Below are 19,082 nucleotides of genomic sequence, written 5' to 3' on the forward strand. Positions count from 1 at the left end.
AGCGGCCATGGAGCATCTGACTGCCCTCGACGCGGCATTCCTCGAAGTCGAAGACTCCGACCCACACGTCAGCCTGGCGATCGGCGGGGTGTCGATCATCGAGGGGCCCCCGCCGACTCACGAGGAGTTCGTCGAAGCCTTCACCGAACGCGTGCAATCCATTCCGCGCTGCACGCAGGTGCTCAAGACCCACCCGCTCGACATCGGTCCACCGGAGTGGGCGGACGATCCGCACTTCGACATATCCCGGCACCTGCACCGGCTCGCGCTGCCGCAACCCGGTGGCGACACCGAATTGTTCGACGTGGTGGCCGACGTGATGGAGCGCCGCCTGGACCGGGAGCGCCCGCTGTGGGAGTGCTACATCATCGAAGGCCTCAGCGATGACCGCTGGGCGGTGCTGACCAAGCTGCATCACTGCATCGCCGACGGCATCGCGACCACGCAGCTGATGGCCAAGTTCAGCGACGAGGGCGGTGGCGAGTCCTTCGCCACGGAGATCCACGGCGCCCAGGAGCCGCAGCGGCGGTGGCTGGGCTTGCCTAAGGTGAGCCTGAACCCGGTGAGCTGGGTGAGCGGCATCGCGCGGGGCGCCGTCAGTGCGGCGTCCGCCGTCGAACATGCCGCTTTGGGCGCTGCGGAACTCACGGCGAGCATGCTGACTTCGGCTCCTGACACGTCGTTGAGCGGCTCGGTCACTACCAGGCGCCGCTACCGGGCGGCCCGGGTTCGGCTGGCCGACCTGCACGAGGTCGGCGACGCGTTCGACGTGACGGTCAACGATGTCGCGCTGGCCGCGATCACCGCCAGCTACCGGCAGCTGCTGCTGGACCGCGGGGAGAAGCCCGGACGCAACTCGCTGCGCACGCTGGTACCGGTGTCGGTGCGCGGGACGAACCATTTCAACCTGACTGACAACGAAGTGTCGGCGATGCTGCCGCTGCTGCCCGTCGACGAGGCCGACCCGGTAACGCAGCTGGAGCTGGTACACAAGCGACTGCAGCATGCCAAGGGCAGTGGGCAGAGTGAAGGTGGCACCGCGATGCTGGCCGCGGTCGGTACCGTGCCATTCATGTTCTCGGCGTGGGCCGTTCGACTGCTCAGCCATCTGCCGCAGAAGGCGGTGGTCGCATTGGCGACCAATGTCCCCGGCCCGCGTGCCGAGCAGCGACTGCTGGGACGGCGGGTATTGGAGATCCTGCCGGTCCCGCCGATCGCGCTGCAGTTGCGCACCGGCATCGCGATGGTCAGCTACGCCGAGCATTTCGTCTTCGGCATCACCGGCGACTACGACTCCGCGCCGGACCTCGAGGCGCTTGCCTCGGGCATCGAGGACGGCGCGGCGCGGCTGCTCGAGATGAGTCGGGCGCTGCGGGTCAAGCGCCGGAAGGTGCGTAAGGCGTTGGCCTAAGCGACTTTCGGGGCGAAGGCGACGGGCAGCTTGCCGAGGCCGGTCATGGCGGGGTTGCCGAGGTAGAAGTCGACTCCGTCTTGGTCGACGTTGTAGTCGGGGATGCGGTCGAGGACGGCTTTGACCATCACTTCGGCCATGGTTCTGGCAAGGTGCGATCCGATGCAGCGGTGGGGTCCCAGGCCGAAGGCCAAGTGGCGGTTGGGGTTACGGTCCAGCACGATCTCGTCGGGTCGGTCGAACTCTGTTTCGTCGTGGTTGGCGCCCAGCCAGCTGATGATCAGTTTGTCGTTTGCTTTGAGGTGCTGGCCGTTGAGGGTGACGTCTTTGGTGACGGTGCGGCTCAGTTGCTGGTTGACCGAGAAGTAGCGCAGGAACTCGTCGGTGGCGGTGCGGTAGAGCTCGGGGTGTTGGATCAGTTGGCTTTTGAGCTCGGGGTGCGTCCCCAGATGCAGCAGCGTCAGTGAGGTTTGGGAGGTGGTGGTGTCGACGCCGCCGCCGATGAGGTTCCAGAGGATGTTGAGCAGTTGCTCGTCGGTGAGTCTCTGGTTCTCGAACTCGAATTGGAGCAGGAAGCTGGTCAGGTCCTCTTGCGGGTCGCCGCGTCGTAGGGCGGCGTATTCGAGAACCCCCTGCATCATCTCCGGGACCGCGGCGATGGCTTTGAGGTATTCCGGACTGTCCTGGGGGACGGCCATGACGGCGTGGAAGAGGTTGGCGTAGAGGTGCCAGTTGTCGTAGGGCAGGCCCATCAGCTTCATGGTGAGGATGGCCGGGACGGGGCTGGCGAAGTCGAGCACCAGATCCATGTGTCCCTCGGTGATGTGCTGGTTGAGGAACTCGTGCGCCTTTTCTTCCATGAACGGCCGAAGTTTGTCGACGGCGCCGGGGGAGAAGAACGGGGCGAGGGCATGTCTTAAGGCCTGGTGGAAGGGGCCGTCGATCTCGCCGATGCCCAGGGCGGGTTGGCCTTCGGGGCGGGGGACGCCCATCTCGCCCTGGTAGTCGATGCCGTCGTCGGCGTTCGGCTCGTATTTGTGCGCGAAAGTGTCGCCGTCTCGGGCGGTTTCGCGGACGGCCTCGTAGCTGGTGAGGAACCAGAAGCCACCGTAATTCTCGTTCCAGGCGACCGGGCATTTGCGTCTCAGCTCGGCGTTGATGGCAAGCTCGTTGAGGTTGAACTCGTCGGAGTGGTGGTCGAAGTTTGTCTTGACTGCGGCGGGGATGTCGGGCCGGGCTGTCACTGATCGGTGCCTCTCGGAGTGCGGGGCGGAGTGCGCGGCGCTTTTTACGCTATCTTTGCATTATTACGCATTAGGGAGGTGTGGGGCCATCGAGGACTGGGCTGCTGGGGCGACGATCGGCGGGCAGGTGATCCCGGCGCTGCCCGATCTGGCCCGCATGCGCCGGGAGCGTTTCGGTCGGTTGCAGGCTGGTTTGGCTTCCAGCGGCTTGGACGGGTTGGTGTTGCTGGGGTCCAGTGCAGTGTCGTACGCGACGGGGGCGTTGACGCCGTCGATGGACGGTGACACGGCGGCGTTGTTCCGGGCGGTGGCGGTGGTGGTGGCGGGGGAGTCGGCGCCGCATTTGTTCACGATGTTCGCCGACGGGGCGCCTTCGGACGTCGTGGTTCATGGGCCGTTGTTTCCGGATCTTGACGATGGGGTGTTTGCGTCGGAACTGGCTTCGTTATTCGAGGGCGGGGCTCGGCTGGGGATTGACCACATGTCGCACGCCATGTTTCGCGGTCTTCGCGTTTACGAGTGGGTGGATGCCTCGGGGGTGTTGGGTTCGGCGCGGGTGTTGAAGACGGTCGATGAGGTGGCGTGTATTCGGCACGCGCAGTTGCTGAATGAGTTGGCGATGGAGGACGCTTTGGCTTTGCTTCGGCCAGGTGTCCGCCAGGTCGACCTGAGCGCTGCGTTTCTGCGGCGGGTGTTCGAGTTGGGGGCGTCGGCGGGTGGGATCGATCCGATCTGGCAGGTGATGGCTCCTTATCGTTCGGCGGGCCCGTGGACCGTGCATGGTGACTTGGCGTATCCGACGGTGACGTCGGATCGGTTTCTGCGCTACGGCGACGTGATCTGGGTGGACGCCGGGATCATGTACGAGGGGTATGCCTCGGACTACGGCCGGACGTGGGTCGTGGGTTCTAGTTTGAATGGTGTGCAGCTTTCGCAGTTTCGGCGGTGGCGCGGGGTGGTCGATGCGTGCCTGGACGTGTTGCGGCCGGGGGTGTCGGGTTTGGAGCTGTGCAAGGTGGCGGTGGCGGCCAACGACGGAGTGCGGCCGTGGATCGAGCATTTCTATCTGGCACACGGGGTGGGGACTGACAGCGCGGAGATGCCGCTGATCGGGACGGACCTCGGCGAGGATTTCGACTCCCGATTGGCGGTCGAGCCCGGGATGGTGATGGTGTTCGAGCCGGTGATCTGGGACGAGGGTTCGGCGGGATATCGGGCGGAAGACATTGTGGCCGTGACGGATAACGGGTGGGTGAAGTTGAGCGGGGATTCGTACTCGCCGTATGGGGCTGTTGTATGAGTCCGGTGGCGCGGGATTCCGGTGTGCGCGTTGGCGTCATGGCTTTGGAGGACTCGAGTCGGGTTGACTTTTTTGCTTTGCGGGCTGAGCGGCGGGCGAAGGTGTTCGCGGGGATGGACGTTTCTGGCCTGGACGCTTTGATACTGGGTGGTGCCGGCAATGTGCACTACGTGTGCGGTGCCCGGTTATTGGGCCGGGCCGGGGTGTTGCCGTTCGCGCCGGTGTGTGTGGTGGTGCGGTCGACCGGGCGGGTACATCTGCTGTCGACGTGGGATGAAGGGGTGCCGCCGGAAATCGAGCGGGAGGATCTGTATCCGCTGAGCTGGAACCCGGCGAATCTGATGGCGTCCGTGTCGGCTATTCCGGGGTTGGGGGAGTCGCGGCGGATCGGCACGGATGGGTTGACGGCTTCTACTGGGGCGATGATTGCGTCGTTGTCTTCGGGTGCGGAGCTGGTGGACGGGGGTGCTGTCCTTGAGGCTTGTCGGCGGGTGAAGTCGGACGCCGAGATCACGTGTCTTGAAGTGGTGGCGGCGATTTCGGAGTCGGCGTTGAGTGCGATGGCCGCGGCTTTGTATCCGGGCGTTTCTGAGCGGGAATTGCTTGGGGTGTACTCGGAGCATGTGGCGCGGTTGGGGACGCCGGTGCCGCCGTCGGAGAGTGTCTGCTTTGTTGCCTCTGGGGCAGTTTCGCTTGGGCATGTGGCCTCGGATCGGGTGGTGGGGGACGGGGAGTTGGTGGTGTTGGCGCCGGGGGCGTTGTATGCCGGGTACGAGGCTGGGTTGGCGCGGACGTTCGTGGCCGGCTCGGGTGGGGCTGAGTCTTTGAGTGAGCGTTGCGCGGTGGGGATGGACGCTCTGGTGGGGGCTTGTCGTGCCGGGGGTGTTGGGGCTGACCTGTATCGGGCTTGGGAGGGGGCTGGTTTGGGTGCGGCTTCGGTGGTGCTTGCCCACGGGTTGGGGTTGGGGGCTGAGCCGCCGGTGATCGGGTTGGGGCGTGGGCGCGATGCTGTGTTGGAGGAGGGGATGGTTTTGAGCGTGCAGTCGTGGGTGGTCGAGGAGGGCGTCGGTGGGTGTCTTCAGCGGGAGACGGTGGTGATTGGGGCTGGTGGCCCCGTAGTGCTGACGCGGTATGGGCAGTCGTAATGGGTTCGCGGCCAGTCGTTTTCAATCACGTCGGGTTGTGTGTGCGGGATCGGGTGCGGTCGCGGCGGTTTTACGAAGGGCTGCTGGGGTTTCAGTTCTGGTGGGAGTTGGACGCGCCGGAGGAGAGCACTGCTGCGCTCTTGCAGTTGGAACGGCCGGTGGGGTTGCATGCGACGTATCTGGTGCGGGATGGGTTAGTGCTGGAGCTGCTGGACTACTCGGGCCGGGTCGTTTCTGCCGGTGGCGAACGGGTGATGGATCAGGTTGGGCTGACGCACATTTCGTTTTCGGTGTCGGATCTTCGTTCGGTGTTGGGGCGGGTTGAGGAATTTGGGGGGAGTGTCGTGGAGGGGACGGTGTCTGAGGGGGCGGCGATGGTGCGGGATCCGGATGGGCAGTTGTTGGAGTTGCTTTCGGACGCATGGCTTGCGGCGCTGCCTTCTCGGGCAGGCATGGAGCGCTTCGGTTAGGGCGGTGTCTGGCGGCCGCCACACTAGGTGTGCCCCGGCAGATGTTGCCCGCGCGGATCGCATGGCGGTGACGGCCGATGCGGCATAGGTGACGCGAATTGGTAAGCGGGGAATCGAGTGTGTGGGTCGAAACTGCCAACGGAGCCTCGTCACTCGATGCATTTTCAATCGGGTCGGGCTATCAACTAAACCATGACCGGCATCAACAGTTACTCCCGGTTCTGCGTCTGTGACGGCCGATGGCTGGCGGTCAAGGGAATTCCGGCACTAGCGGTGAGCTGCCTTCGCACGGTTAGATAGCGGTCAGTAAGCAAAGGCGCTTTGGCGACAGGGGTTCTGATGATGCTTCGTGCACTATTCGTCGCGTTGGCACCCGCAGTAGTCATTTGGGGAGCCACCATCAGTGCAGCTCCGGTGGTAATGGCAGACCCACTCGAAATTAACTGCACGCAATTCAACGAGGATGGCAGCTGCTATTGGGCCAACTGTACGCAGGCGAAGGCCAACGGCGAGTGCAACATTCGTGAGGGCAGCGCACATTACTGTGCGAAGCAAGACCGCGATGGTGACGGTTTGGCTTGCGAGTGCTAGGGCTGCGCTCTGGGCTTCCGTCCCCATGAGCAAGGTCGAGGCCTTCCTCGACGATGGCACCAGCGTGTGCAGCGGTCCTTCAGAGAGCTGAATGGCTTGATGGGCTTCCACGTCCCCCCAGGGTGTCCACAAACTATTGCCGGCGTTGTCGCCCGCATGCGCTAACGTCCAGCTCGTGCACAGAGGGATATACGAGTCGCTGCTGACAGATCAGCTCAGTGAGCAAATCCGGCGGTGCGACGACCTTCAGCCCAACTACGGCACCGTTGACGAGTCCGAACAGGCGCTGACAATCGCGCGCCATCTTGCGCCGATCATCGAACGCGCCATGCGCATCGCCGGCACCGTTGATGAGCGTGTGGCGCTCGTTCGGCGGATCCTTGAGGTTCTGCCCGACGCTCACGCCGCGGGCGAGGCGCTGCACCGAATCGAGCCGGGCAAGATTACCCGGCTCGAGGAAGTGACGAGCACGACCGCCCTTGGTATAGCTCGACTGCCACGGCCTGCCACCCTATTTTCGGATGCCGCGCTCATGACCAACGCACGCAACGAACCGACCCTAGCTGCCGAATTGCGTGCCGAGCTCGCGAGCGTCGACCACGTCGACCTGCTGTGCGCGTTCGTCAAGTGGCAGGGCCTCCGGCTGCTCGCGGAGCAGCTCCAAGAACTGCGCCGGCGGGAGATCCCGCTGCGCGTCATCACAACCACTTACCTCGGGGCCACCGATGCTCGCGCTCTTGATGCTCTGGTCAACGAGTTCGGAGCCAAAGTCCGCATCAACTACGAGACCGACCGCACCCGCCTGCACGCCAAAGCGTGGCTGTTGCGACGCAACACCGGATTCCACACCGCCTATGTGGGTTCCAGCAATCTTTCCCATGCCGCGCTCGTGGATGGACTGGAATGGAACGTCCGCCTCTCAGCGATATCCACGCCCCACTTGCTGGAGAAGTTTCGGGCTACCTTCGACTCCTATTGGGAAAATAGGGAATTCGAGTTGTACAGGCCATCGGAGGACGGCGACCGCTTGCGGGCGGCACTGGAGACCGCGTCGGGAAGTCGAGCGCGGCAAGGGATCACGGTCACCCTGTCCGGCCTCGAGGTTCACCCCAAACCGTTCCAAGCAAAGATTCTCGAAGAACTCGACGCAGAGCGCACGATCCATGACCGCCATCGCAATCTGATCGTCGCGGCGACCGGCACAGGAAAGACCGTCATCGCAGCCTTGGATTACCGTCGACTCACTCGCGACATCCACGGCCGTGACCTCACACTGCTGTTCGTGGCTCACCGCAAGGAGATCCTGCTGCAAACGCGGCGTATGTATCAAGAAGTCCTCATCGATCCCATCTTCGGTGAGCTGCTCGTCGACGGACAGGAACCAGCCCACTGGCGCCATGTGTTCGCCAGCATCCAATCCCTCTCGCAAGCAAGACTTTCCGGCATCTCACCGGCTCAATTCGACGTTGTAGTGATCGACGAGTTCCACCATGCCGAGGCCGCGTCTTATCGGCGGTTGCTTGACCACGTGCGCCCGATCGAATTGTTAGGCCTTACCGCTACCCCCGAGCGTGCCGACGGCGTCGACGTCCGCGAGTTCTTTAGTGGCCGGGTTGCTGCCGAGCTGAGGTTGTGGGAGGCCCTAGAGCAGAACCTGCTGTGCCCGTTCCATTACTTTGGCATCCACGACGGAACAGATCTTGAGGCCGTTGAATGGAGGCGTGGCGGCTATGATGCGGCAGCTCTGAGCGGTGTCTACACGGGCAACGATGCCCGCACCCGCATCGTGCTCAAGGAACTCGGCGATAAGGTGGCCGACCTCGAGGCCATGCGTGCGTTAGGCTTCTGCGTCAGCGTTGAGCACGCGCGGTATATGGCCCAGAGATTTGGCGAAGCCGGTATTCCTGCCCGCGCGGTGTCCGCTGAGACTTCAGCGGCCGACCGCCGCGACGCACTTGCCGCCCTGCGAAACCGGGAGATCAACATTCTCTTCGCGGTCGACCTCTTCAACGAGGGCCTCGACATACCCGAGGTTGACACCGTGCTATTCCTGCGCCCCACGGAGAGCGCGACCGTATTCCTGCAGCAGCTGGGTCGCGGACTCCGGCTTACCAGAGGTAAGACGGTGCTGACCGCGCTGGATTTTGTTGGGCACCAACGACGCGAGTTCCGATTCGATCAGCGTTTTCGAGCGATGAGCGGCGTTGGCGGCAAGGCGTTGCAGCGTCAGATCGAGGAGGGTTTCCCGTTCCTGCCCTCGGGCAGTCAGATCGTGCTTGACGAAGTCGCGCGAGATTTGGTGTTGGAAAACATAAAGCAGCAGGTCTCTCCGAGATGGGCCGCGTTGGTATCCGAGGTTCGCGCGCATCCGGACAATCGGCTGGCATCCTATCTCGATGCGTCCGGACGTCGACTGGAAGACGTGTTGAAGAACAACCGGTCGTGGACGTCGCTGTGTCGCGACGCCGGAAAACTCTCTTCTGACAACGGGCCTCGTGAAGCCGATCTCGTCAAACGGGTGCGGGCGGTTGCCCACGTAGATGACCGTCGTCGGTGGGCGGCTTACCGGTCTATCCTCGACGGCAAAGTCGCCACGGACAGCCCGAACGAGCGGCGTCTCGCAGAGATGCTGTTCTACTCTTTGAATCCGAGTGGCGGTGGATTCGACAGTCCTGCAGCAGGACTCGACGCGTTGGGAGGCGAAGTGGTCGTCGCCGAGCTGCGCGAAGTGATAGATATCGCATTCGACAATGCCCGCCGTAGTACCTATGAATTAGGAACCCTCGTCGCCGAGCTAGCCGATGTACCCCTCGAGGTCCACGCAAGCTATTCCCGTGAGGAGATCCTTGCTGGGTTGGGTTTCGCCTCCCTACGCCGCACACCAAGCACGATGCGCGAAGGGGTCGCTTGGTGCGAGGACGCCAATGCTGACGCTTTCTTGATTACCTTGAAGAAGTCCGACCGCGATTACTCGCCAACGACCATGTACCGCGACTTCGCGTTGAACCCCAGCCTTTTTCATTGGGAATCACAGTCGACCACGTCGGTGACTTCACCGACCGGGCGGCGATACATCCATCACCGAGAACGAGGTTCGCATGTCTTGCTTTTCGTGCGGCAAGCAAGAACCTACGCGCTTGGGACGTCGCCCTACGTGTTCCTGGGTCCGGCCGAATATGTTTCGCACGAGGGGGATCGGCCGATTGCGATCACTTGGGAACTGCTCCAACCGATGCCGACTGAGATGTATCAAGCGTCCTCGCTGGTGGTGGCGTGAGCAGCGAGCCCACCAACGGGTTCACGTCGTCCTGGTGACGTATGCGAAGTCAAAGGGGAACGGGCCGGCTCCGGCCAAGGATCTATACATCTCGCCACTCTTTCGCAAGAAGCGCGCATACGCCGAGCGTGACAGAGTTCCATAGTTCATTCTGTCGGCGGGGCACGGCCTAGTCGCGCTCGGGCGAATGGTTGGCGCCGTATGAGCGCCATCTGGCCGGCGCCACCGCCCTCCTACGGGACCGCTTCGGGTGCTCGGGCCGTTGCTCAGATCGGCCTACTTGCCGGGCCGCTACGCGACAAGATCGTCGAAATCCATTCAAGGGCAATATATCTTGACGCGACTTGCCCTTACCTGGAAAGACTTGGTTCGCAAAGTCACTGACCCATGTACCGCCTATCCGTGGGGCAGTGACTCGCTTGGTGCGGTTCGATCGGTCGGGAGATGCCTGAGGGGCCTGCAATCGTTGTCGCGATCCTTTAAAACCGAGATGTTTTGGGGCGCCACGAACGAGAGGCGCTTGAGGGGCTAATTCCACCACTCAATCCACATAGTATGCGACCCACACCGCTACGCGACCGCCCAGAGGCGCGCGATTGCAAATCCAACTACACCCACCGCGGAAGAAAGCTGATGTCCAGCCTTTCAGTCTGTTTGTAGCCCGACCACGTCGGAACACCGTCCGGTTGCCCGCGATAGATCCCCCGTGCGGCAGCTACCACGCGCTCGTGTTGGGTCGGCCACTGCAAAGCGGTGGCGATCTCTTCTAGAACGTCACGCTCACGCCGGAGAACCCTGTCGACGATTCCCACTGCCGGTACGGCTCCGCTCTTGTCGCCGTTACAACGTGTGCATGCGAGCACCAGGTTGGACAACCCGTCGATACCGACAAGCGACCAGGGCAGCACGTGATCGATCGGGTTGTTGGCCGGAAGATGCATCCCACAGTAGAAACAGTGCGGTCCGAACGCCTCCTTCAACGGCTGGCGTACAGCGGCCAAAGCGGCCCGTTCCCGCCCGAACAGATGCTCGGCAACGTCGGGAACCTCGGCGTCAAGAAATCTGTTCATTCGGCGGACATCGTCGACCCACATGATTTCGAGCGCTGGCTTCAATAGTCCCGCCAGCCGAGCCAGACCTTGTGCAACACCGGGTTTGAGTTCGATTGCGTCGCCATGCGCCCGCAGCGTCGATCGTGACACGTGGTCATGCAGGCGCGAGTCGTCGTAGAGGAATTGATCACTCATCGACGAACCGGCCATCTTTTGCAACCTATGCAGCGGTTGTTGGGCGAGACATAACACCACGTCGTCGATGGCGCGGTCGTATGCAGCAGGCGCACGCAACCGTGCGAGGTCGACCGAGCCCGTCGCTGGGCCCGCAGCCACACTAAGTTCTTTTGTGGCTCTTAGGATTCGTGCGCTCGACCCGGTTGATTGACGCAGCTCATGGCCATCGAACGGCCTGACCTGCTGCCAGTAGATTTCCACCACTCGGTGCGCCAGCGCGGGCAGCGGGACTGGCAGCGCGTCGTCAGGTTGCTCGGGCAAATTCTCGATGCAGTGCTCGATCAGTGCCATCAGAGTCGCGAGCTTGTACGTCGCCGTGCGTCGGCCGGTCTCGAGGATCGCCACCACCCGCTGTCCGAGCAGCAGCGAGTCGTCCATAACTTTCCCCCAATGTCAGCAGCAGCCGGTTGAACTGCTCTAGCGCATTCTTGCAAATGAGAGAGACTTCAACAGCGAACTTGTGCGGGACGGAAGTTGAAACATCGTCGAATGAATTGCCGTCTCGTCCGCGCGCCCGGATGCGCTCTGCGTTCGAAAGGTGATTTTGGCATTCAAGAAGCAATGACACCTGTTGCAGCTCATAGCAATGAACGCAGAGATCCAAACCTGGTCGGCCTTAGCGAAGCCACCGAGGTGGCTCTCGCCCGTACGCGGAAGGGATGTCGCAGCGGGTTGGTCAGCTTCAAGCGGCTTCGGAAGAGTGGGGTCTCAGAGCGGATCCTGGCGGCCGGGTCAAAGATCCGCATCTCCATCACCTGAGCGCTTCAGAGTCCTCGGTGCGCTCTGATTCTTCACAGTGCTTGTCCCGCAACGGCTCTGTCAACAGCGCGCCCAAGCGAACGAGACCATGGCCGGCAGCCGCGAGTACATGGGTTGTGGTGTTTGTAACCACTCCGATGGTCGCGACGGCGGCGTCGAGCACGCTCGGGATGTGGAAGTCCTCCCAGGCCTCGACCTGGTGATGGCGGGCCTTCGCGAAATTGTCGAGCTCGTCGCGCAGGGCTAAGCGCTGGGTGGCCAACTCTCGCACCGAGTTGAAGCGGAAGCCGTCGATGGCCTTGGACTTGCCGAACCGGTCGAGTATTTCCTTTGCCTTCCGGTAAATGTCGACGTCTTCAAGCAGATGATGGTCGACGAGCTCGCGAGCCTCATCGATCGCCCGTAGCAGGTGTTCTGGTTGCGTCGAGGCGACTCGCGCGAGGCTCAGGCGCTGCCATTTGTGCAGCGCTTCTTCTGCGATCACCAGCAGGCTCAACGTGTCACCAAGTCGGTTGTCGTTGAGCGCATTTCGCAGCTTCTCGGCACGCTGCTGCACCGGCAAGCCGTCATCGAAAGACGCCAGGATGCGGCCGACATGGTTCCGCAGTTGCTCGACGGTGACGTTGAGCGCCGGTCCAAGAGCAGCCACCGAATCCCAATACGCATCGGGTAGCGACCCGTACCTTTCCAATGACGCGACCATCCGCGAAAGGGTCACATTGTTGCCGAGCACGTCGCCGGCGCGCTGTGCCCTGGCGACTTCGAGCACTAATTCGACCTTGTCCTCGACGCGACGGACGGCGTCTTCCACCTGAGCGATCGCGGAAGTCAACGCCAGCTGTACCGCGATCATCTGCGCCGACACCATCGCTTCCGGGCCGAGGCCCGCCGGTCGCCACTGAAGTGGGGCCGGGAGCTGGCCATCGCCACCGGCATTCATCAGCCGGAAAAAGCCGTCGGCGCTGGGAACTAAATTGGCGTTTTTCAACGCGTCCAGGCTGGCGGGCTGCAGCTGAACGTACTTGCCGGAGTTGGCGAGGACCGAGAACAGCCCAGCGAGTCTGCTCGCCGCGTTCGCGAGTGAGGCGCCGTGAGTCCCAGCGACTCGGATGGCTCGCCCGGCGTTCGCCTGCAGCCGCGTGAGGTAGGACTCGACCGCGGCAGGATCGCCGCCAACCAGCAGGACCTCGTCGTGCAACGCCACCACGACCTCGTCATCGATGCTCCCCGACACGTCGGACATCTCGTATTCGCTCACGGCACCCCCGTCCGCAGGTAAGCAAGCGGGCCGAGAGTTGGCAGGCGCTCATCGGCTGACGAGAGCGGACACTACACGCGTGCCGCCACCCGAGAACTCCGGTTGGGCGTCTGTTGGGCAGGAGTTCACCCAGGACGAGGAGTAGTCACAGCCATCGGCCGGCGGCGGCATAGGCTGTCGCCGTGGTGGAGGCGTTAGACGCGAAGCGGACCCTTGCGAGAATTCTGGCCGATCACGGCCCATTGGACGACGATGACATCGCGCGACGGCTGCGGGACAGCGGAGTGGCCGATCCGGAACCCGCGATGGACGAAGTTCTCGACGAAATCCATTGTCCAGCAGGGCAGTTGGTCGACGATCGGTGGGTGTGGCTGCCGACTGTGCTCGCCGGGCGGGTATTCACGCACCGGCTCGACGCAGCCGAGGCGGCCTACGACATACTCACTGTGACCCCGGACCTGGAACCGATCACGGCGCTCTGCGAGTACGAGGAGTATGCGCGGTTCGCCGACGGGTCGCCGGCGCGGGTCGTGCTGGAAGAGTTCGACGACGATCTGCTCGAGCAGCGGGGCATCCCGCCCGAGGTGGTCGACCCGCTCGGGGCGCTGCTCCTGATGCCAGGCACGCTGGAGGCGTTGGGCGTCGCCGAGGGCGACCTGCTCGGGGTCCGGCACACCGAAAATGGACTCGCGTTCGAGCGGGTCGCAGCGCCTTCGCATACCGCCATAGGTGCCCAGCTGGCGGCGACGCTCGACGCCGACGAACCGGCGTACTTCGATGCGGCTGTATGGACAGCGTGTGTCGAGGACCCGACGGCGTTCACCGAGCCGTTGCCGCCCTTGAGCGAGATCGTCGACGACTACGGTCTGGCGCGTCGCGGCGAGTGGCTTGCTCCTGAGGGCTTCGATTTCGATCATTGGGAGTTCGAGCGCGGGTGCGCGAGGCTGGCAGAGCGACACGACCTCGACCCCGACGACGCGTTCGTGCTGTACACACTGGTCAAGCTGTACGACCAGATCTCGCAGCTGCTGATCGACGCCGCCGACGCGGAGGAGCCGCCGGAGTTGACCCCAGCTCCCGAAGGTGCGACCGAGCCCCCCACAACAGAGCCCGAGGACGACCAGTTCCTCGACATCGTCGGTGAGCTGGGGGTCGCGCTCGCCGATCCGCTACTGGCCGAGCTGCTGTTGGCCGAGACGGTCGGCACCGGTCGCGACGGCGCTCCCGCACTGGGCATGTTCGCCGAGGTGCTGGAACCGAAAGTGCCACCCGCGGCACGGATAGCGACTCGCTGGCTGCACGCGGTGGCGCTGGAGCGGATCGGCGACATCGAGGCGGCCGAACACGAGCTGCTCGCGGCCGAGTCGATGGATCCGGACTGGCCGCTGCCGCTGCTTGACCTGGCCCGCTTCGCCTCCGATCGCGGCGACGTCGAGCGCGCATTGTCGTTGCTGCGCCGCGCCGACGCCGAGCCGGACCACCCGCTTATGGACTTACTCACGCGCTGCCGCGCCGAGCCGCGCAGCGACGTCGGCCGAAACCAGCTGTGCTGGTGCGGGTCCGGCCGCAAGTACAAGAAATGCCATCTCGGGCGCGAGCAGCTGCCACTGGCCGAGCGGGCGGCGTGGTTGTACGCGAAGGCGGCCCAGCACGCAGAGCTGAACGGCTGGAACGAGCTGTTGATCGAATTAGGCTTCGAACGCTCCCGCTACGCCGTCGACGATCCCGACGCGTTGGACGAGGCGCTGGAGGACCCGCTGGTGCTGGACGCGATGCTGTTCGAGGGTGGCGCGTTCGCGGAGTTCCTCCAGATACGCGGGTCGCTGCTACCTGACGACGAGCGATTGCTCGCAGAGGAGTGGCTACAGGTGGAGCGGTCGGTGTTCGAGGTCGAGCACGTGCAAGCCGGCCAGGGCGTCACCGTCCGCGACGTGCGCACCGGCGACACGCACGAGGTGCGTGAGCGGGCGGCAAGCCGCCAGCTGAAGCCGGGGCAGCTGGTGTGCGCACGTGTGGTGCCCGCCGGGGACACCATGCAGTTCTTCGGCGGGCTGGAACCGGTCGCGCTGCATGAGCGCGACCCGCCCATCGACCTGCTCGACGCGGAGCCGGACGCGGTGACGCTGGTGGCACAGCTGAGCCGCCGGTTCGCGCCGCCGACGCTGGTCACCACCGAGGGCGATCCGCTCGCGATTTGCGAGGCCACTGTGCATGTCGGCGATCCGGCCGGGATCGAGGCCGCGCTCGACAACACCTACGACCGGGTCGACGGCGACGAGCCGCCGCGGTGGTTCGAGCACGTCACGACCCAAGGCATGCCCCGCATCCGCGCCATCCTGGTACTCGACGGCCACACGCTGCGGGTGGAAGCCGACAGCGAAAAGCGGATGGACCGCGTGCTTGCCACGCTGGAACGGCTCGATCCCGCGATGAACGTGCTCGACGACTCCCGCCGTCCGCTGCGCGACGCCCGCGAGGCCGCCGAGCTCGCCACGCAGTTGCCACTTGCCGGCGACGACGCGCTCGACCCCGACGACCCCGAGCTGGCCGCGCATCTTGGCCAGTTCATCCGCGACTACGAGACCAAGTGGCTCGATGAACCCATCCCGGCGCTCGCCGGCCACACCCCACGGCAGGCCGCAGATGATCCCACTCGACGTGGCGACCTGATCAAACTCCTGGACACCTTCCCCGCCGGTGAAGGCGCCCGCGGCGGCATGGACGCCGACCGGCTGCGCGCCGCGCTCGGTCTGCGGTAGCCCCCTTCATGTTCGGCCCGGATCCTCGGCGCCGAACTCAGCTGCGAAGTCGCGAAGCGCGCTATCGAACTCGCCGCTGCGAACCCGAGGATCGGCCAGGCTTGCGAGGAGATCCGCCACGGCTACCGCAAGCTCGCCGCCGGATCACACATCCTTTACTACAGGGTCGTGCCCGACGGCGTCGTCGATGTCGTGCGCGTACTACACAGCGCATGGACGTCGACCGCCACCTCTGACCGTGGTGACTTCCCTGATTCCTAACAAAGGACCTTGTCCTCTGGCTGCGCAACCGCCCTCGTCGGACACTCGGCAGTTACCAGGAATGCCCGTGACCAAAGGAGCAAGCACGGAATGACCGAAGCCGATCCGACCGTCGTCCGGCACCCAAGCGGAGCGCTGGTGTCCACGCTGCCGCAGGCTTTCCAGGAGACGGCAGCCCTGAAGCCGGATTCGGTGGCCATCCGGACGGTCGGCGACGAAGCGGTCATCACCTGGCGTCAGTACGCCGATCGAGTCCGCAACATCGCAGCCGGGCTTGCCGCCCTGGGGGTCGGACACGGCGACACGGTCGGGATCATGCTGCGCAACCGTCCGGAGTTCCATCTGGCGGACACCGCCGCCATGCATCTGGGTGCGATCCCGTTCTCGATCTACAACACCTCGGCGCCGGACCAGATCCGGTACCTGTTCAGCAATGCCGGGAACAAGGTCGTGTTCACCCAGCAGGAGTTCCTGCCGGCGGTGGAGGCGGCCGGGGGACAACCCGATCACGTGATCGTCGTCGACGGCGACCCCCACGACTCAAGAAGCCTCGAAAACCTCGAATCACATGGAACCAAGACCGATTTCGATCTCAGTAAGGCTTGGCCCGCGGTCCGGCCCGACGACGTCGCCACGCTCATCTACACCTCGGGGACCACCGGCCCACCCAAGGGCGTCGAGCTCACCCACGCCAACGTCATGGCCGAATTCTCGGCAATCGTCGACCTCATCGAATTGGAATCGACCGATCGGATCACGTCCTACCTGCCGCATGCGCACATCGCCGACCGGGTCACCGGGCACTACGCCAACATGGTTCTGGGAGTGCAGGTTACCGATGTCGCCGACATCCACGCGATCGCGGAGGCGCTCCAGGATGCTCGCCCCACGGTGTGGCTGGGGGTGCCGCGAGTGTGGCAGAAGATCAAGGCCGGAATCGAAACGAAACTCGAGACCGAAGCGACCGGCCTCAAGCGCCGATTAGCGTTGTGGGCCATCGACACCGGCATACAGGCGGCCCGCCAAACCCTGGCGGGGAAGTCTCTGCCCACGTCACTTGCCATCCGCCGCCAGATCGCTGATCGCCTCGTGCTGGCCAAGGTGCGTCAAGCACTCGGCATGGACCGGCTGCGTTGGGGAGTCACCGGTGCGGCCGCCATACCGGTCGAAACCATCGAATTCTTCTGGGGCCTAGGCGTTCCCGTCTACGAAGTGTGGGGGGAGTCGGAGTGCGTGGGCGGCGCGACCTCGAATCGGCCCGGTATGAATAAGGTCGGTTCGGTCGGGCCGGCGCTGAACGGCGTGGAGGTCTCGGTGGCCGACGACGGCGAACTGCTGATCCGCGGGCCGATCGTGATGCGAGGCTACCGCCATCAACCGGAGCAGACCGCGGAAGCGGTCGACTCCGACGGCTGGCTGCACACCGGTGACATCGGCACGATAGAAGCAGGTTTCGTGACGATCGTCGATCGCAAGAAGGAGCTGCTGGTCAACGAATCCGGCAAGAATCTCTCCCCGACGAACATCGAGATGGCGATCCGCGCCGAGTCCCCGTTGATCGACCAGGTCGTGGCGTTCGGCGACGCACGACCCTACGTGACGGCGCTCATCGTCCTCGATCCCGAGGCCGCCGCCGCGCAGGCCGCGGCGCTCGGCATGTCCGACGCGTCGCCGGCTGCCTTCGCCCAGCATCCTGAAGCGCGCGAAATGCTCACCGCCGCAGTCATGGAGGGAAATTCCAAGCTGTCCCGCGTCGAGCAGATCAAACGGTTTCTCGTCCTCGGCACCTCGTGGGAGCCCGGCGGTGACGAGCTCACCCCGACGATGAAGCTCAAACGCAAGCCGATCGCTGCGAAGTATGCCGCCGAGGTCGACAACCTCTACTCCGCGACGCCTGGCCCGGACGTCGTCAACCTCTCCACGTCGCCATGAAGCGGTTGTCGAACCTCGATGCGACGTTCTGGTTCGCCGATACTCACGAATGCCCCCTGCACGTCGCGGGATTGGCGATCTGCGACCCCACCGAGGTCCCGGACTTTAGCTTCGATACCGTCAAAGACCTGCTTGTACAGCGCCTTCCAGAGCTCCCCGTACTGCGTCACCGGGTGAGGGGCGCGCCTTTTGGTCTGGAAAGGCCGTGGCTGGTCGAGGACACCGAACTCGACATCCACTATCACGTCCGCCAGATCGCGGTGCCCGCACCGGGCGGACGCCGCGAGCTCGACGAGCTGGTCGGCCGACTGATGTCCTACCCGCTCGACCGCGACAGGCCGCCGTGGGAGATGTGGTTCATCGAGGGGGTCGAGAACGGGCGGGTCGCAACCCTGACCAAGATGCACCATGCCCTGATCGACGGAGTGTCCGGCGCCGGGCTGACTGAGATCATGCTCGACGCAACGCCCGAACCGCGCCGAGCCGTAGTCACGGCCGACGCAGCATCTAGGTCCGGCATGCCCGGATTCGAGCGGCGCCTGCTCGGCGCGCTGTTCAACGTGGCGGTCAAGACCCCGTACCGCGTGCTGAGGGTCGTCCAGCAAACGCTGTCTCAACAGTGGGCGGTGCGCGGGCTGCCCAACAAACCGCCGCTCTTCTTCGAGGCACCGACGACGCGTTTCAACACCGACCTCACGCCCGAGCGGCGAGTCGCCACGTGCAGTCTGCCGCTGGATCGCCTCAAAGCGGTCAAACGAGCCCATGAGGTGAAGCTCAACGACGTTGTACTGGCACTGGTTTCGGGCGCGATGCGCCGCTACCTGCAAGACCGTGGGGAACTCCCCGAACGGCCGCTGGTGGCTCAGGTCCCGATTTCCACGCACCACGGCGGCACCGACCTGGGCAACCAGATCACCTCGACGACGATCAGCTTAGCCACCGACGTCGCCGAGCCGGCCGAACGCCTGAAAACCATCTATGCCAATTCTCAAGGCGCCAAGGAGATGACCAAAACTCTGACCGCTCATCAGACTATGGGGCTCACCGACACAACACCGCCCGGACTGGTCGGGCTGGCGATCCGTGCCTACACCGCAAGCCATCTCGGCGGACACCTCGCTCCGATCAACCTGGTCATCTCCAACGTTGCCGGGCCCGACCACCCGATCTATCTGGCGGGCGCGGTCGTCGAGCGGCTGCTGCCGGTGGGACCGCTGATGTTGGGCGTGGGGTTGAACGTCAGCTGCTTCAGCTACCACCGACTGATCAATTTCGGCTTCGTCACAACACCGGAAATCGCCGACGACATCGACCAACTCGCCGACGCCATGGAGCCGGCCCTGCAGGAGCTGGAAGCGGCCGCGGGCCTGAAGGCGCACTGATCAG

General features: G+C 64.2%; 13 protein-coding genes and 1 pseudogene. 11 read left to right on the forward strand and 3 right to left on the reverse strand.

All coding sequences use genetic code 11. From position 1 onward, the window contains the following. The first annotated feature begins 7 nt into the window (after window positions 1–7). A complete protein-coding gene (locus ACNQS7_RS31620) occupies window positions 8–1,411 on the forward strand; it encodes a WS/DGAT/MGAT family O-acyltransferase (protein ID WP_418015667.1) in 1,404 nt (467 codons plus the stop codon). Here the strand turns inward: ACNQS7_RS31620 and ACNQS7_RS31625 are convergent. Beyond that, entirely contained in the window at window positions 1,408–2,655 is a 1,248-nt protein-coding gene (locus ACNQS7_RS31625) for a cytochrome P450 (RefSeq protein WP_418015668.1), read from the reverse strand. The two genes, ACNQS7_RS31620 and ACNQS7_RS31625, sit on opposite strands and share 4 nt — an antisense overlap. Window positions 2,656–2,710: 55 nt before the next feature. On the opposite strand from ACNQS7_RS31625, the gene ACNQS7_RS31630 reads away from it, so the two are divergent. The 6 genes from ACNQS7_RS31630 (at window position 2,711) to ACNQS7_RS31655 (ending at window position 9,583) form a co-directional block, all read left to right on the forward strand. Further along, window positions 2,711–3,955 (forward strand): M24 family metallopeptidase, encoded by a 1,245-nt coding sequence (locus tag ACNQS7_RS31630; protein ID WP_418015669.1) that lies wholly within the window; start codon window positions 2,711–2,713, stop codon window positions 3,953–3,955. A 38-nt stretch (window positions 3,956–3,993) separates the two neighbouring features. After that, a complete protein-coding gene (locus tag ACNQS7_RS31635) occupies window positions 3,994–5,100 on the forward strand; it encodes a M24 family metallopeptidase (protein WP_418016230.1) in 1,107 nt (368 codons plus the stop codon). Next, a complete protein-coding gene (locus tag ACNQS7_RS31640; protein WP_418015670.1) occupies window positions 5,100–5,570 on the forward strand; it encodes a VOC family protein in 471 nt (156 codons plus the stop codon). The genes ACNQS7_RS31635 and ACNQS7_RS31640 overlap by 1 nt, the downstream gene beginning before the upstream one ends. Window positions 5,571–5,990: 420 nt before the next feature. Beyond that, on the forward strand, window positions 5,991–6,161 hold the full coding sequence (locus tag ACNQS7_RS31645; RefSeq protein WP_418016231.1) for an excalibur calcium-binding domain-containing protein: 171 nt from the start codon (window positions 5,991–5,993) through the stop codon (window positions 6,159–6,161). A gap of 175 nt (window positions 6,162–6,336) precedes the next feature. Continuing rightward, a complete protein-coding gene (locus tag ACNQS7_RS31650) occupies window positions 6,337–9,438 on the forward strand; it encodes a DUF3427 domain-containing protein (protein ID WP_418015671.1) in 3,102 nt (1,033 codons plus the stop codon). Next, the gene (locus ACNQS7_RS31655) at window positions 9,338–9,583 is read left to right on the forward strand and encodes a DUF6884 domain-containing protein (RefSeq protein ID WP_418015672.1); all 246 of its coding nucleotides are present in this window, start codon (window positions 9,338–9,340) and stop codon (window positions 9,581–9,583) included. The genes ACNQS7_RS31650 and ACNQS7_RS31655 overlap by 101 nt, the downstream gene beginning before the upstream one ends. A 463-nt stretch (window positions 9,584–10,046) precedes the next feature. On the opposite strand, the gene ACNQS7_RS31660 is transcribed toward ACNQS7_RS31655, so the two are convergent. Further along, entirely contained in the window at window positions 10,047–11,105 is a 1,059-nt protein-coding gene (locus tag ACNQS7_RS31660; RefSeq protein WP_418015673.1) for an HNH endonuclease, read from the reverse strand. A 373-nt stretch (window positions 11,106–11,478) separates the two neighbouring features. Continuing rightward, the gene (locus ACNQS7_RS31665; RefSeq protein ID WP_418016232.1) at window positions 11,479–12,729 is read right to left on the reverse strand and encodes a hypothetical protein; all 1,251 of its coding nucleotides are present in this window, start codon (window positions 12,727–12,729) and stop codon (window positions 11,479–11,481) included. Window positions 12,730–12,926: 197 nt separating this feature from the next. Between ACNQS7_RS31665 and ACNQS7_RS31670 the strand changes: the two genes are divergently transcribed. The 4 genes and pseudogenes from ACNQS7_RS31670 to ACNQS7_RS31685 all read left to right on the forward strand — a co-directional run bounded on the left by ACNQS7_RS31670 (window position 12,927) and on the right by ACNQS7_RS31685 (window position 19,078). Further along, the gene (locus tag ACNQS7_RS31670; protein ID WP_418015674.1) at window positions 12,927–15,503 is read left to right on the forward strand and encodes an SEC-C metal-binding domain-containing protein; all 2,577 of its coding nucleotides are present in this window, start codon (window positions 12,927–12,929) and stop codon (window positions 15,501–15,503) included. Window positions 15,504–15,563: 60 nt separating this feature from the next. Then, window positions 15,564–15,739: pseudogene (locus ACNQS7_RS31675) on the forward strand (type II toxin-antitoxin system RelE/ParE family toxin); the annotation flags it as partial. Window positions 15,740–15,854: 115 nt separating this feature from the next. Continuing rightward, window positions 15,855–17,696 carry an AMP-dependent synthetase/ligase gene (locus ACNQS7_RS31680; RefSeq protein ID WP_418015675.1) on the forward strand — a complete coding sequence of 614 codons (1,842 nt, stop codon included), beginning with the start codon at window positions 15,855–15,857 and terminating at the stop codon, window positions 17,694–17,696. Further along, window positions 17,693–19,078 (forward strand): WS/DGAT/MGAT family O-acyltransferase, encoded by a 1,386-nt coding sequence (locus tag ACNQS7_RS31685; RefSeq protein WP_418015676.1) that lies wholly within the window; start codon window positions 17,693–17,695, stop codon window positions 19,076–19,078. The genes ACNQS7_RS31680 and ACNQS7_RS31685 overlap by 4 nt, the downstream gene beginning before the upstream one ends. The last annotated feature ends 4 nt before the right edge of the window (window positions 19,079–19,082 follow it).

This window comes from Mycobacterium sp. 23, assembly GCF_048287075.1.
Classification (GTDB): domain Bacteria; phylum Actinomycetota; class Actinomycetes; order Mycobacteriales; family Mycobacteriaceae; genus Mycobacterium; species Mycobacterium gordonae_B.

Coding starts and splice junctions, on each gene's coding strand:
- ACNQS7_RS31640 (WP_418015670.1), top strand. CDS start 5,100: ATGGGTTCGCGGCCAGTCGTTTTCAATCACGTCGGGTTGTGTGTGCGG.
- ACNQS7_RS31635 (WP_418016230.1), top strand. CDS start 3,994: ATGGCTTTGGAGGACTCGAGTCGGGTTGACTTTTTTGCTTTGCGGGCT.
- ACNQS7_RS31620 (WP_418015667.1), top strand. CDS start 8: ATGGAGCATCTGACTGCCCTCGACGCGGCATTCCTCGAAGTCGAAGAC.
- ACNQS7_RS31655 (WP_418015672.1), top strand. CDS start 9,338: ATGTTTCGCACGAGGGGGATCGGCCGATTGCGATCACTTGGGAACTGC.
- ACNQS7_RS31665 (WP_418016232.1), bottom strand. CDS start 12,729: ATGTCCGACGTGTCGGGGAGCATCGATGACGAGGTCGTGGTGGCGTTG.
- ACNQS7_RS31680 (WP_418015675.1), top strand. CDS start 15,855: ATGACCGAAGCCGATCCGACCGTCGTCCGGCACCCAAGCGGAGCGCTG.
- ACNQS7_RS31660 (WP_418015673.1), bottom strand. CDS start 11,105: ATGGACGACTCGCTGCTGCTCGGACAGCGGGTGGTGGCGATCCTCGAG.
- ACNQS7_RS31685 (WP_418015676.1), top strand. CDS start 17,693: ATGAAGCGGTTGTCGAACCTCGATGCGACGTTCTGGTTCGCCGATACT.
- ACNQS7_RS31645 (WP_418016231.1), top strand. CDS start 5,991: ATGGCAGACCCACTCGAAATTAACTGCACGCAATTCAACGAGGATGGC.